Consider the following 14338-nt stretch of genomic DNA (forward strand, 5'->3'; position numbering starts at 1 on the left):
AACCTAAATCCGAAAGCAGTAATACTGCCATTCAACTTCATTGTGCCATAGTGCAAGTTCTCCGAACGCATGCACCTTGCTTTGCTCTTGCATAACTTAAAGACATTGTCCAGGCTAATCGATAAATGGTTGGCCTTTTTAAATTGTAGGCATATCCCTGACAACAGATATGCACAATAGTTTAGCACTAGGTCATTTTAACAATGAGATTTAAGTCCCTTCAAGAATATTTACCATAGCTTGGTTAACTTTATTCACATCAAATTTCTCAAACGCATATTTTCTTCCATTTACACCGAATCGTGTAACTTCATCTGTATGTCTAATGTAATATTCCATTTTAGAAGCCAATTGCTTAATGTCTTTAATTGGGATTAAAAAGCCGTTTTCCATTTGAAGAATTGGATTTATTGTCTCCCTACACCCAACCGAGTTACAAGTAATAACGGCTCTACCCATTGCCATCCCTTCTAACAGACATCTTGGAACTCCTTCTCCATAGTAAGAAGGTAAGACTACAACAGAACACTGACTTATGTATGGTCTTACATCATCTACCAATCCAATATATTGGATTGTTCCATCCGTTTTTATTTTTGAATAAAGTTCTGCACTAATGGCATCGATATTATCGTCATATGGCCCAATTAGTTTAAAAACAATCTCTGGAAAACTTTCTTTAATCTGCTTTGCTGCATAATAATACTCTTTGATCCCTTTCGCATTTATTAATCTAGAGATCATTAAGAAACTTATATTGTTTAAGTCTGGGGGAGAATATTGATAATATGATAAATCTACGCCTGAGCCATTTACTACATGAGCTGTATTTCTCTTTGTAATAATATTTGCACGAATAAGCGTGTTATAATCATCTTGGTTTTGAAAAATAATATGTAATCTCTTGCTAGCACTAAGGCTTAATTTCAACAGAATTCTTGTAATTTTCTGAATCAAACTTTTTCTGGACCCTATATCAATAAAATTATAGCCAAGTCCGGTAAGCATAGGTGTTATATGATTTACTTTGCAAAGTCTGGCCACAAATACGCCATATATAACTGGTTTAAAAGTGTAAGGAAAAAATACATCAGGCTTAGTTAATCGAATTATTTTACTTAATTCAAATAGATATTTCAGATCAGAAATTATAGATACATTACTCGGATTTAATCCATTTTCATATATTTTAATTGCCATCCCTGTCAATTTATTTTTAATCCACTCTTGTTCAATTTTTGGTGTAAAAATTATGACCTCATGTTTTACAATTAGCGCTTCTATCAATTTCCCTCTAAAATCCAGTAATGAACGCGGGGAATCGCATGAGATCAAAATTATCTTTCTTTCCTTTATCATGTTGACTTAAATTTATAGGTATACATTTTAGGGTCGATTAACACATATTTGTTAAACCGACCCTAAAAATTTTTAGATACCAATAATAGGATTTTTAGTCAACCATTAAGATTGACACTTTAGAGATTCAAAGTTGCACCAGCACTTGCTGTTACGACTGCTGGAACTTGATCAGCTGGAATTAGCTCCGATTTGTATTCATAGGTTGGAACCCACGTTGAAGCAGATGTTGATATTATATTTGCTCCACTATTTTTATAAATATTAGTACTAGCGCCACTTACAAATCCCGGCTTAGCATTGTACGTTGTACGGATAGGTGCACTCTGATTTTCGAAAAAGTTGTTATCAGTTCTTACGGTTGCACCCATTGTAGCACCAATTCCATATCCGCTACCATTTTGCAAATAGTTATTAAAAACGTGCATATAACCAAATCTAGTACTTGGCTGTCTTTCAGACACATTATAGAAATAGTTTTTGTAAACAGTTACGTTAAGTTTACCAATATCATTTGTGTTTCCATCTCCGAAACCTATTAACATAGGAATATGACTATCGTGCAATCTATTCCATGATAATGTAACAAAATCAGATCTATTTCCTACATCTAACAATCCATCGTAGTAATCCCATCCGTGGTTTCTATCGGATGACAAATCACAATGATCAACCCACACATGATGTGCACCTTCTTTTATGACAATATTAGAATAAGTAACTACGTTTTTGATCGTCATGTTTCGAATAATTACATTATTCGTACCGTAAATTAATAGGCCGACACCCTCCATGCTTGATCCCTTTAATCCGAGTATTGTTGTATTGGAACCCACATTAATATAACCTGCTCCTGTAATCCTTCCTGACACCTTAACTATTTTTGCGTTATTCGATGAAACAGCAGATTTTAAAGCAGCGAGACTTGTTACAGTTACGGTTTGACCACCTAAACCACCTGTTGTTTTGCCATTTACTGATGCATAACCAATAATAGCTCCACTTTCCACTGGGGTTATTACTCCCGGAGCTGTTGGATTAGTTACAATTGGCGGTACAACAGAGCTAGTACTTCCATCAACAGAATAAGTATAAGTACGACCATTCTTTCTCGGGTCAGTGTTATCAGAAGCTGAAAAATAAAGCGCGTTTGACCAATGACTAAAGCGACCTTTACCTATTTTTCTGATGTCATCATGTTTGGAATGTGCAGCACTGAGTTCTTTTCCATTCTCAAACACTTTCAGCTTTGAAATTGATGGATTGCTTTCCGAATCTCCGGTAATAGATATACCATACGCTTTATAAGCAAAACCACCATCACTAGAGGCATTACTTAAGTTTAGTGTTTTTATCCCATTTTTGCTATCTACAGCGGCTGAGGTCGTTTCAGTGTTATTTACTGGGCTTTCAGGATTTACCTCATTTAGATCTTTTTTACACTTACTAAAAGTAAAAATCACTAAGAGTAATAAAAGGCTCATGGGCACTCGATTTGTTGTTTTGTTTTTTATTTCCATTGTTTTTTAAGTATACAAACCTAACGCAGAAAAAATGCGATACTATATACTTAAAATATTATGGAAATGTGATTTTTTTATGTAAAGAAGCCTGTATTTAATAAGAAGGCAACTTTAGCTTATCTGAATAATTTAATTCTTAAATTACATATTTATTCACATGTATAAAATAATTTCATAAATACCAATCATAGCATACTTATTATATATAATGATAAATATTGATTAAAATATTTTCTTGTAGTGAATTTTAAATTTATTTCAGAAATGTGTACATTATTTGTAGAAAATAAGTCTTAAAGCAGTAATAGACATATTTAAAAATGATAATATTGTAATTTTTTTGTCAGATTACAGGGTAATTTCATCTAACATGTAACATTTTACCTACAACGTTTATAATTATTAATATTTTTTGTATTATTTTAATACAGATTCTCAACCCAAAACAGCAGTTTCAATGAAGCCTTGTCTGTTATTTGTTATCATGTAAAAAGCCTTATACCAGCTCACAAAATCTCTCACACCATCAGCGACTGAAATTTTTGGATTATAGGCTAGCAATTTCTTCATTATAGAGATGTCAGCCCATGTTTCCTCAACGTCGCCATTCTGCATAGGCATGTAATTTTTTTTAGCAATTTCTCCTACATTTTTTTCAATCTCAGCAATGAAATGTAGTAAATCAACCGACTCTCCCCTTCCTATGTTAAAAACCCTATATGGGACATTCGAGGAAGACGGATCGGGGACTGAACCATCCCATAATGCATCTACCTTCGCAGGATGATCGATTACCCGAACAATTCCATCAACGATATCGTCTATATAAGTAAAATCACGTTTCATAGCGCCGTTATTAAATACGTCTATATGCCTATGCTCCAAGATTGCTTTGGTAAAAAGAAATGGCGCCATATCTGGTCTTCCCCACGGACCATAAACCGTAAAAAAGCGCAATCCCGTTGTCGGGAGGTTGAATAAATGACTGTAAGTATGAGCCATCAATTCATTACTCTTTTTAGTAGCAGCGTATAATGAGACCGGATGATTAGCTTGGTGACATGCTGAAAATGGCATTCTTTTATTTAAGCCATAAACACTTGAGGAGCTTGCGTAAACAAAATGTTTAATATGGTGAGTACGACAACACTCTAATACATTAAGAAAACCAACAATATTTGAATCAATGTAAGCCCTTGGATGTGTTATACTATACCTTACTCCTGCTTGGGCAGCTAAATTACATACGGCATCAAAATGAGAATTTATAAAAAGCTCTTTCATCTTGCTATGATCTGTAAGATCTAATTTAACAAATTGATAGTTTGAATATTTAACGCTTCTTACAGTTTTACCGTATTCTAATTCAGCCCCATTAATTCCTGTTTCTGAAAGTCTGCCATATTTTAGATTCACATCATAATAATCATTAATATTATCAATCCCTACCACCTCATCGCCTCTTTCCAACAAACACTTTGCCAGATGATATCCAATAAAACCGGCAGTACCGGTAACCAATACTTTCATAACGATTGCTTTAAATTTTGATTTATAAGTTTAATTCTAAAGGTGCTTATGCCATACCTCCAGACTGAATACACAAAAAAGTATTTTGGCTCTTCTTTCATCAGAAATTTTAATCTTTCTTTCTATAAGATTGATTATGAAATCTTTTTTTAGGATTTTGGAATACAAATTATCTGGAGCCATTAAATATGCTTGTATAATATTCTTCAGTTCATTGTCTACCCAATTTTGCAGAGGTATTTCAAAACCTCTTTTTGGTTGGTCAATCAGTTCTTCGGGTAAGTATCTTTTACCGAGAGTTCTAAGAATGTCCTTAGTTTGAAAATTCTTAATTTTATAACTGTCTGGAAGCCCTGGTGCAAACTCTAATACTTCCTTAGCAAGAAATGGGCTTCTCCCTTCCAAAGAGTGCGCCATTGTAGCAATATCCATTTTAGTAAGCAGTCTACTAAATAGCATGGAATCAAAATCCATTAGCAACAACTTCTTTAATGGTGATATTGAATAGTCATTTATCCTTGCCAAATCACTTGAAATCAATTTCATCTTTGGCTTTTCGATAAAAGCATCTTCAAAACCGACAAAAAGATCTGAAGAAGCAGAGCAATAAATTTTCACCAAGTCAGAATAACTTGCAAATTTCAACAGTCTATAAAAATAGGTGTAGTTACTTTGCTTCTGATTTGCTATAGGTAAGATGCGAGTTAAAATTCTTGAACTAATCCTTGTGAATTGACTAGGATTGAAAAAATCAACATGCCTAAAAGGTACGTACCTTCTGTATCCTCCAAAAAGTTCATCTGCCCCATCACCATTTAATACTACAGTAATATGTTTCTTTGCTTCTTTTGCAACATAGTAACTTGGAATTGCAGAATTGTCAGAATTAGGTTCGCCATGATTTACAATAATCTTCTCTATATCATTCTTTAAGTCTGAAAAATCTATTTCCACAACTGTATGATCAGTAGCATATTTTTGGGCAACCTTTTCTGCTAATGCCGATTCATCAAATGACCCTGGTATTTTAACCGTAAATGTTTTAAGCTTTGTGGTTTGCTGAGCAGCCATTGCAGTAATTAAACCACTATCAATTCCTCCACTTAAGAATGATCCCACATCTAAATCAGAGCTATCTATTCTGCGTTTTACTGCATTTTTCAATATAGAATCTAATTGCGTTACAGCATCATGATAATCAGCTTGCCTTTCTGTCTTATAAAAATCCTCAATTTTAAACCAGCAAACATCTTCATAAATTCCTGTATGTGTATTAATCTTTAAATAATGTCCATTTTCAAGTTCATTTACAAAAATGTATGGTGTAGCCTTACGATAATGGTGCCCAACATAAAGATAGTCAGTTAATGCAGAGTAGTCTATCTCAGGTCTGCACTTTTTATACAGTACGTTTAGTTCAGATGAAAAAACAAATACTTTTGCTTTATTATAAACATATAAAGGTTTTTTTCCAGCCCTGTCACGCGCCAAATACATCGTAAAATTGACAGTATCATAAAGCGCAAATGCAAACATGCCATCAAATTCATCAAGCATATTCATACCCATTAACTCGAACATCATAAGGATAGTCAATGTATCAGAATTAGATGAGGCATTGAGGCCATACTTCTTTCTCAACTCCATATGGTTATATATTTCGCCATTAAAAACAATGACTAATCCATTATATTCCATTGGTTGTTGACCAGTTGTGCTTAAATCCTGTATTGCCAGCCTTGTATGATAAAGATTTACATTATGCGAGCTATAAAATCCCTGTTCATCAGGTCCCCGGTGTATTAATCCATTAAATATTTTGCACTTATCTATAGGCTTTTTATAATTAATTGTTCCAAATATTCCGCACATATTAAATCAATTTTAAATAACATCAACAAGCTAACTTGTCAATTAATTGCATCCATTCCCCCATCACCTTTTCTTCACTGAAACTCGTTTTAATATGCAGTTTCCCATTATTCCCAAGAACTAGCCTATTGGCCGCTGACATATCCATAATCATTAACATTTTAGCGGCCATATCTTGTTCATTTTGCTTCTCGCACAACAATCCACAATGAGCTTTCACAACTAACTCACGATTTCCGTCAATATCTGTTACAACAGTAGGCTTAGCATGCGCCATGGCTTCCAGAATTGCATTGGGCATCCCCTCCGAAAATGAGGAAAGCACAAAAGCGTCAGATTGCCCCAAATAGCGGTGTGCTTCCTGTTTAAAACCCAATATATTTACGTGATTTTGAATCTTAAATTTTTCAATAACTGTATGTGGCCACAATTCTCCATTTAAATTTCCAATAATGTCAACAGTGAAATTTTTGTGCTTTAACAGCGCTATAGCTTTAAATAGCGTTAAATAGTCTTTGTTCCACCTAAAATGACCAATACAAACCCATTTAAAACATTCATTTTTAACATCATCAACAGGATTATTACATTCAGGTATAGCAATGCCATTGTGAATCACTACTCCCCCTAAACTTACAAGCTTTTGCTTTTCAAAATTCACCTTAGATGCAACGGAATTATATACTATCGCATCGTCGAACCTTTGAGTAAGTTTAAAGGCGAGATACCACTTTTTTGGTACTACAGAAATTCTGATCGTAGATATCAACTTAAATTTGACACACAATTTTAAAAGGCGTGCAAATATGATTGCAATAAACATAAAAGCAATAACCACATCAGGTCTAAACCGTTTAGTGGTTCTATAGAGCGTGTATATATTATAAAAAGGATAACGGAGCCAATTTTTCAAGAATAATATTTCTAAACCAGATCTGCTGATGTCTCCATTAAATTCATCGATAGGCTTTAAAGAAATTATAAGAGCGTTATGATGATTTGATTTCAGATACAAGGCAAGTTTCAGCAATTGGGTTTCCGCTCCACCCTTACTCATAGAAGGAGTCATTAAAATCACTCGTTTATTCATTAACATAAATTTTTATCTGAGATTAATTAATCCTTGGCTCTAATTAGCTAATGAATCTTCGAGATAAGCTTTTACCTGTTTGTGTTTTATATCAAAAACTACATCCACGTATTTAATATCCCATGAGTTTAATAAGCTAAAATGTTGTTTATAAAAAGCATACGCTTTATTTTTTATTTCCATTCTAGGGTTTGGCTGATAAAAGGGACTTACCTCCAGATAAATAGGTTTAGTATTTAGATCATCATTCTGCCAAGTAACATCAAAAGCTCCCGTAGTGATATTTAGAGATTTAAAGGTTTCTATAATATGTTCTCTCCATTGTTCGGGAAAAAAATCAAAATCTACTTTGCTTCCGTAACTGGTCGACGTAGGTTTCCATTCTTTATTTAAATTTATCCTCCAATAATGAAGCACTATTTCTCCTTTGACTAAAATCACTCTCAAATCCTTTCTCATATTAATTAGCTCCTGCACAATAATATGCTTATTATCAGCCACGAATTTTTTATTTGACACAAGATTAGCCAGATCCTCAAGCGAGGAAATTTTATACAGGCCTTCAGAAGATGAAGAATGTTCAGCCTTAATCAGAAAAGGATAATGGACGTTCGCAACTATTAAGTCATCAAATGATTCAAATATTCGCGTCTTAGGCTCATTAACACCCACCTTGTAAAAAACCTGATGCATATATGTTTTATTTTCCCATAACATGGTCTCGCAATGCTTTGGGAAAACTGAATTCCCCTGCTGTTCAAGCTGCATAGTTATATGCGACAAAATATGGGTATAGTTATCGAACTTATAAATGTTGTACCGGTTACTAATGGAAAAAAAGATCTTTTTGTTATGGTGTTTACCTATTGTTAAACTAAATACCACGTTTATCCTTTTATTCTCAGCTATCAAACCTGCAATGGTGGCCATATCCCAGATAAACGCATCAGATCCAAAATATTTGATTGATCTAAAAGGAATCCAAACTAAAATATCACTTTTAGAATCATGAAGGCTCAGTAATTTAAACCACTTTATTGCTAATATAATTCTGACAATTCGGGATATCCTTTTTAATACCTTTATTACTGGTCGCATAAGCTGAATTAATTAATTCTATTTCTTTAACACCTAAATACTCGACTGGTAGAGTATTCAATTTCAATAACATTTTTTCATACAATCTTACCTCTCCGTACTCGTGACCGTAACTCAAATCGTCAATATAAACTACAGCTATTTTTCTTTCTAACAGCTCAGTTATATAAGCTAATTTATCTTCAGCTCTGTCTACCAGAATCAGATTAATGGAATTTAATCCATTTCCAGACAACCACTTAAGTGTTGAAAAGTAATTCAAATAACCTCTGGCCGAAATAAACACTACTCTATCTTTATCCTGTATTTTTTCAAGGATAAAATTTCGCATTCCTATGAAAATTGATAAAGATCCATATCGATGGTTATCATTCCGATAAACATAATTTTGTAGCGATGGCCAAGTATCAGCCAGTGTATTATCTATATCAACTAAATACACCTTATCCTTTTTATTTAGATTTTTTATACATCTGTTAAAACGATATCTAAAAAACAAATCAAAAGTGCGGTAAACAATTACCTTAATTAGCTGTTTCATTAACTAATTTTAAAACTTCATTCATTTCTATACAAGCTTTAATACTTTGAATCACATAATCATTCTCTTCTTTTGATCTGGACGCTAGTCGTAGGAACTGGCCCTTTAATCCAATTTTATCATCACAGGTTCTAACATAAATCCCATAACTTATGAGCAGTTTTGCAACGAATTCTGTTGATTTTATTCCTTCTTGCAATTCAATCAAGACAAAATTAGCCATGCTAGGATATACTTTAATATTGGGTATTTGCTTTAACTCTTGGATAAAATCTAAAGTTTCCACAATGTACCTCACCCTTACTTTATCATATTCCAGTGCAAAATCATCTCTTGTATATAGACGGAAGAAATATTCAGCAAGCCCGTTTGAGTTCCACAAATAGCCATTTTTTAATAAAAGATCGACGTATTCCTTTCTCATCACGCCATAACCAGCTCTCACGCCAGCGATTCCAAAATCTTTTGACATGCTTTTTAAAACAATAAGATTAGGATGTTTTTTGACTAAGTTTGAGAGTGAGACTAACTGATAGGATTCGCTTTCATATGCAAAATGAATAAAACTTTCATCGATAATGATATTTTCAACAAAGGAGAGTTCCTCAATAATTCGTTTTACATCTGCCGCCTTAGTGTATCCCCCATTAGGATTATTTGGATTAATCAATACAATTGTATCAGGCTTATGTAGTTTAACAAAGTCAATATACTCTTCAACATCAAGACTATAACTGTTATCCTTTGATAAATTGTAATACACAACTTCAACCCCCTCCTTAACATATTCATAATATGAAGAAAATGTAGGTATAGTGATTATGATTTTTTTCTTGGTGAAGTTATGAATAACAGCCTGGATAATTTCAATAGCTCCATTACCTATAAAGATATTTCGAGAATCTATTTTTAAGAAATCAGCAAGAATTTCGGCTATTACCCTATTTTGTGATGGGTAGCTTTCCAATAAAGCTCTGATATTACCGGTATGCAAAATTTCCTTATTAAAATGTTCTATAAAAAGATCTGTGGCATAAGGGTTCGATAAGAAGCAAGCATCTACTTTAATATCAACTTCAGGAAGTTTCTGTTTAAATGTAAAGAACCCAGGAGAGTGTGACCCTGCTTCACTCTTCAAAATTTCAATTTTCCTTACCACGTTAAGTTCGTCACTAGTAAATTTTATCATCTTAGTTTAATTTTATCTTAATGTAATCACTAGATAGCCTTCCATTAAGCTGCCCTACCCCACATGAGGATAGTAAATAGTTTTTAGCATGTGCATTTGCAGATGCCTGAATATGGTAGTTAGATTCAAAAAAAAGTCTTCCGTTTCTCTTGATCATCATTTTGTCGGGATGATTCAGTGCCTCTATAAGTACTTCACAATACCTATCAACACTAATATCTTTACTCAGAAAACCTGTTTTTCCATGCATAACCATCTGCTTAATGCCACCAACTGGAGTGCAAACTGGAATACAGCCTAAGGATAATGCTTCGATTAAAGAAATTGGCATGCCTTCAAAGATGCTCGAAAGGCAAAATGCATCTGCTATGCTTAAATAATCGGCAATATTGTTTTTACCCCCGACAAACGCTATGTATGCATCGTCATTAACCACTTTTAACAAATGCTGGAACAAAGGCTTTTCCCTAACCTCTCCAATAATGATCAGTTTGCATTTCTTTTTTTCCGTCGTATTGAATTTCTGGACAGCTCTAATTAATAGTTCTTGATTCTTTTCAATAGCAATACGCCCAACATGTACTAAAATATAATAGTCATGAGCTTCCTTATATTTTTTAATTAACAAAGGAAACTCATCACTAGTTGTCAAATCCTCCCGTCCGTTTTCAATGAGGATGTCATTTTCCAATTTGTAATAATCCCTGAATGTTTTACTTCCATCATAAGAGATTGTAACGGGTTTCACTTTATTTGATTTGTACCATATCTTCCTAAAATTCTTGATGAATAGATTTGGACATTCAGCCACAGCTATATTATGAATGGTATGAAAAAATAATGTCCCCTTATTAAGAAAAAGATAGAAAGCCAGGTATTCAAAACCATTCAAGTGAGAATGCAAAACATTGGGATTTGATTTAATTAACCACTTAGTTAAAGTTATAAGGACACCAAGGCTGAATCCTCTTTCTTTATTAAAAGAGACATACCTAACTGTTTCATGAATGTCATTAACAAAGGTATTCTCTTCATCATTCGCACATATAGAAATCAAAAAGACTTCATATTTATCAACTTTTGCAAGCTCATTACATAAATCAACGACAAAACGCTCTGCACCACCTTTGGTTAAATCACCGATAAGGTGCATTATTCTGACTTTCTCCATTATCTATTTATTTAAGAACTGATTCAAAAAAAAATTGAATGTCTTTTAGGAATGTTGGGTGCGAATATCTTGCGTAATGTTCAGTTCTACCTCTGGTTCAGTTTCTCTTTTGAGCAAAAAATTAAGGTGTAAAATTGCAAAATAGAGAAAGATTGTTGGCCCATTTGCACTAACAAGCCATGAGTTGTGTGACAGGGAATTTATAGAAACAGCAATAAATGAGCAACACAGACAAATGATTAAGGCATACTCTTTCTTCCTTACATTTCGAAAGGCATCAATTATTATTTTCCAAATTCTATGGTACAAGCCAATTAATATTCCTAAGCCTAAAAAAGGGCCCAAATAAGTAAGAAACATTAGATAAGCATTATGCGAGGTAATCCCGGAAGAAAACACTTCATTACGGTAGATGACATCCGACCAATTTTTCCCATAAAAAATAAGTCCATAAGGATAGCCAGAATAGATTCTTAAATTTTCCAAAGCAAGTGTAGAACGATTGTACTCTTGCATATTGTTTTCATTCTTCGTAATGATATTATTATAAGAATCAAGATTATCTTTCAAAACATAAGTATAAAAAACAAATGCCGCGCCTATAGCAAGTGCCGTAATAAAAATCGCTTTAAAATTATAATACATCAATAGGAATAAGAAGGCCGAACAAATAAAACCAACAAATACCGAACGCTGCATACCTAGATAAATAAAAAGCAAGCAAATACAAAGGATGAATACTTTAAAAAGTAGAGGCTTTTTATATACGAAAGTATAAATTAGAAGGAACGGAACCAGGGCGGCTAACTGGTATCCAAAATTGAACTGATAGACTGCTATTCCAGAGGGACTTTGCATTACAGGTTCTCCCATAAGAATTGATCTTATATTATTTATTTCTAAAAGGAAATATGGATTGAAGACCATCACAACTGCAGAGATACTTAGTAAAGCTATAAAAACATAAATCGTGATGTTAAACCTCATTTTGTTCGTTCCAACAAAGAAATTAAAATAAAAACTACACAATCCAATACACATGATATAAGCGATAAATACGATCAACTCAGATAAACCGATAACATTATATAACAAAATCGCTAAACCAAAAAGAATAAGCTCACTACTGTACAAGAACTCTATTTTCTCTTTTTCACGAAATAAAAAAATAAGAGGAATGCAGAAAATTAAGGGTGCCGGAATTCTAAAAATATCTGTCATAAAAATTCCAAATGACAGGGTATATAGGTACAGGATAACAAGTACTGCTGCAAGTATTTTCATATGCCGAGCTATTCTATATTTTGTTTGAAAGTATTTATGAAGCTATCTGCGTTATTCACCGCATTAAAATATTGCAATTGTGCATTCTTTGCGATTTGTTTATACACTTCATAATGTGTAACCATGTGCTCCAACTTCTCTTCGAGGTCATGTAAATTCCAACTCACAGGAACATACGTTTCATTTTCGACAAATAGGTTCGGATATGTTTCCAAATGACTCATCAACGGTTTAATTAAAACTGATCCTGCAATAAATGTTTCAAAATCCCGATAGCAAATTTCCCCCCAACCAAATGGACTAATGCTAAGTTTAGAATCTCTAAGTTCTTTCCAATATCTGGCTTTACTTACATTTTTACCACTTGCAATAGTAAGATTCAATTTTTGAAACAGTGCCAGCACATGATTTCTCTGATAAGAGATCACATTTTCCTGGCCTTTATCTTTGTGGATTGTTCCCCTAAAGGCCAGGTCATATTTTCTTGTTTTATCATAAGGAGTTAATTGAACTGGATAGATTCTGGAACTCAAATAATTACTTAATCTGCTCATTTTATATCCAAAGTACCTATAATCATTAAACCCTAAATTCCAGCCTAGTTTAATTTTATGAAGTTGATCTTTTGGGCACGGCACAAAAGTTGTTCGTTGATCTACGGATAAAGTATTTAGCCATATTCGTAAGTCATATTGATCGTGAGAAGTGTAGTAATTTAAATCCCTAAGCATTTGCTTTTTCATAAAAACATCCACTAGTGATATAATCGGAAAATCACTCGAGCCAGTGGAATCCGCTGCATCAAACCAAATTAACCTGCCGGTAATATTTTTCATTTCCAATAAGTAAGCTATCATTTCATCCTCATTCTGAGATGATCTGGTTAGTAAATTTTGCCAGCCCTCTGCAAAATACCGCGAATGTATCAGCAAATAATCGGCTCCTTTAAGCCTTTTATCTTTATGATTATAATAGATTTCTACTTTTAGCCCATGCTCAAGAAAAGCATTCCTCCAGCGATAAAAATGATGTGTCTCACCATAAAATCTTTTAGATGGCCAATCCAAAATTTTTAACACTTTCATCTACAAATGATTCTTTTAAGCGTATAAGAAATAATTTTGAGATCAACCCAAAGGTTATGATGTTCAATATATTTTAAGTTCTGAGTAATCTTTGAAGGAATTATAGTATTAATATAAAAATTTTCAGGGTCATCAGCATTAGCAAGCAGTTGATTTTCATCAATATACTGGATAGAAGCCCAATCCGTAATACCTGGTTTTACAGTAAGCACCTTTTTTTGAAAAGCATCATACAACATAACATACTTAAGTACCTCCGGCCTTGGGCCAACGAAGCTCATTTCGCCTTTTAGAATATTAATAAGCTGTGGAAGCTCGTCAACTTTGTATTTGCGTAACCAGCATCCAAATCGGGTAATGCGCGAATCATGATCACCAATAGTGAGTAAGCCGCCCCTATCTGAATTAGTATACATTGTTCGAAACTTAATCAGTTGAAAATTCTTCTGATTTAAGCCTACTCGAATCTGCTTGTAAAAAATGCTACCTTTTGAGTCGCATTTCAAAAGAATAATAACTACAAAAAAAAATGGCAGTAAAAACAATAAACCCGCCGCTGCGCACACAACATCAAACATCCTTTTCGCATCCATGTT

At 33.5% G+C, this 14338-nt stretch carries 12 protein-coding genes; all 12 read right to left on the minus strand.

The window, feature by feature from the left end; all coding sequences use genetic code 11:
* Positions 1 to 210 precede the first annotated feature (210 nt).
* The 12 genes from IWX76_RS04595 to IWX76_RS04650 all read right to left on the minus strand — a co-directional run bounded on the left by IWX76_RS04595 (position 211) and on the right by IWX76_RS04650 (position 14335).
* Positions 211 to 1359, minus strand: coding sequence for a glycosyltransferase family 4 protein (locus IWX76_RS04595; RefSeq protein WP_196858688.1), 1149 nt, complete (start codon positions 1357 to 1359; stop codon positions 211 to 213).
* A gap of 119 nt (positions 1360 to 1478) precedes the next feature.
* Positions 1479 to 2879, minus strand: coding sequence for a pectate lyase family protein (locus tag IWX76_RS04600; RefSeq protein WP_334641218.1), 1401 nt, complete (start codon positions 2877 to 2879; stop codon positions 1479 to 1481).
* 438 nt (positions 2880 to 3317) lie between these two features.
* Positions 3318 to 4412, minus strand: coding sequence for an NAD-dependent epimerase (locus tag IWX76_RS04605; RefSeq protein WP_196858689.1), 1095 nt, complete (start codon positions 4410 to 4412; stop codon positions 3318 to 3320).
* Positions 4413 to 4448: 36 nt separating this feature from the next.
* The gene (gene asnB, locus IWX76_RS04610; protein WP_196858690.1) at positions 4449 to 6284 is read right to left on the minus strand and encodes an asparagine synthase (glutamine-hydrolyzing); all 1836 of its coding nucleotides are present in this window, start codon (positions 6282 to 6284) and stop codon (positions 4449 to 4451) included.
* A gap of 22 nt (positions 6285 to 6306) precedes the next feature.
* Positions 6307 to 7374 (minus strand): glycosyltransferase, encoded by a 1068-nt coding sequence (locus IWX76_RS04615; protein ID WP_196858691.1) that lies wholly within the window; start codon positions 7372 to 7374, stop codon positions 6307 to 6309.
* A 39-nt stretch (positions 7375 to 7413) separates the two neighbouring features.
* A complete protein-coding gene (locus IWX76_RS04620) occupies positions 7414 to 8304 on the minus strand; it encodes an ATP-grasp domain-containing protein (RefSeq protein WP_196858692.1) in 891 nt (296 codons plus the stop codon).
* A gap of 94 nt (positions 8305 to 8398) precedes the next feature.
* On the minus strand, positions 8399 to 9013 hold the full coding sequence (locus tag IWX76_RS04625) for a hypothetical protein (RefSeq protein WP_196858693.1): 615 nt from the start codon (positions 9011 to 9013) through the stop codon (positions 8399 to 8401).
* On the minus strand, positions 8997 to 10202 hold the full coding sequence (locus IWX76_RS04630; protein ID WP_196858694.1) for a pyridoxal phosphate-dependent aminotransferase: 1206 nt from the start codon (positions 10200 to 10202) through the stop codon (positions 8997 to 8999). The genes IWX76_RS04625 and IWX76_RS04630 overlap by 17 nt, the downstream gene beginning before the upstream one ends.
* Before the next feature lies 1 nt (position 10203).
* Complete coding sequence (locus IWX76_RS04635) at positions 10204 to 11373, minus strand: glycosyltransferase (protein WP_196858695.1); 1170 nt, start codon at positions 11371 to 11373, stop codon at positions 10204 to 10206.
* A gap of 45 nt (positions 11374 to 11418) precedes the next feature.
* Complete coding sequence (locus IWX76_RS04640) at positions 11419 to 12657, minus strand: hypothetical protein (RefSeq protein WP_196858696.1); 1239 nt, start codon at positions 12655 to 12657, stop codon at positions 11419 to 11421.
* Positions 12658 to 12665: 8 nt separating this feature from the next.
* Entirely contained in the window at positions 12666 to 13742 is a 1077-nt protein-coding gene (locus IWX76_RS04645) for a glycosyltransferase (RefSeq protein ID WP_196858697.1), read from the minus strand.
* Positions 13739 to 14335, minus strand: a complete 597-nt coding sequence (locus IWX76_RS04650; RefSeq protein WP_196858698.1) for a sugar transferase — start codon at positions 14333 to 14335, stop codon at positions 13739 to 13741. Before IWX76_RS04650 ends, IWX76_RS04645 begins: the two co-directional genes overlap by 4 nt.
* Positions 14336 to 14338 lie beyond the last annotated feature (3 nt).

Origin of the sequence: Pedobacter sp. CAN_A7 (assembly GCF_015752175.1) — a bacterium.
Taxonomy (GTDB): domain Bacteria; phylum Bacteroidota; class Bacteroidia; order Sphingobacteriales; family Sphingobacteriaceae; genus Pedobacter.

What these genes read in the sequence shown, in the direction of transcription:
- IWX76_RS04595 (WP_196858688.1), bottom strand. Translation starts at nt 1,359, where the DNA reads ATGATAAAGGAAAGAAAGATAATTTTGATCTCATGCGATTCCCCGCGT.
- IWX76_RS04600 (WP_334641218.1), bottom strand. Translation starts at nt 2,879, where the DNA reads ATGGAAATAAAAAACAAAACAACAAATCGAGTGCCCATGAGCCTTTTA.
- IWX76_RS04605 (WP_196858689.1), bottom strand. Translation starts at nt 4,412, where the DNA reads ATGAAAGTATTGGTTACCGGTACTGCCGGTTTTATTGGATATCATCTG.
- asnB (WP_196858690.1), bottom strand. Translation starts at nt 6,284, where the DNA reads ATGTGCGGAATATTTGGAACAATTAATTATAAAAAGCCTATAGATAAG.
- IWX76_RS04615 (WP_196858691.1), bottom strand. Translation starts at nt 7,374, where the DNA reads ATGAATAAACGAGTGATTTTAATGACTCCTTCTATGAGTAAGGGTGGA.
- IWX76_RS04620 (WP_196858692.1), bottom strand. Translation starts at nt 8,304, where the DNA reads ATGGCCACCATTGCAGGTTTGATAGCTGAGAATAAAAGGATAAACGTG.
- IWX76_RS04625 (WP_196858693.1), bottom strand. Translation starts at nt 9,013, where the DNA reads ATGAAACAGCTAATTAAGGTAATTGTTTACCGCACTTTTGATTTGTTT.
- IWX76_RS04630 (WP_196858694.1), bottom strand. Translation starts at nt 10,202, where the DNA reads ATGATAAAATTTACTAGTGACGAACTTAACGTGGTAAGGAAAATTGAA.
- IWX76_RS04635 (WP_196858695.1), bottom strand. Translation starts at nt 11,373, where the DNA reads ATGGAGAAAGTCAGAATAATGCACCTTATCGGTGATTTAACCAAAGGT.
- IWX76_RS04640 (WP_196858696.1), bottom strand. Translation starts at nt 12,657, where the DNA reads ATGAAAATACTTGCAGCAGTACTTGTTATCCTGTACCTATATACCCTG.
- IWX76_RS04645 (WP_196858697.1), bottom strand. Translation starts at nt 13,742, where the DNA reads ATGAAAGTGTTAAAAATTTTGGATTGGCCATCTAAAAGATTTTATGGT.
- IWX76_RS04650 (WP_196858698.1), bottom strand. Translation starts at nt 14,335, where the DNA reads ATGGATGCGAAAAGGATGTTTGATGTTGTGTGCGCAGCGGCGGGTTTA.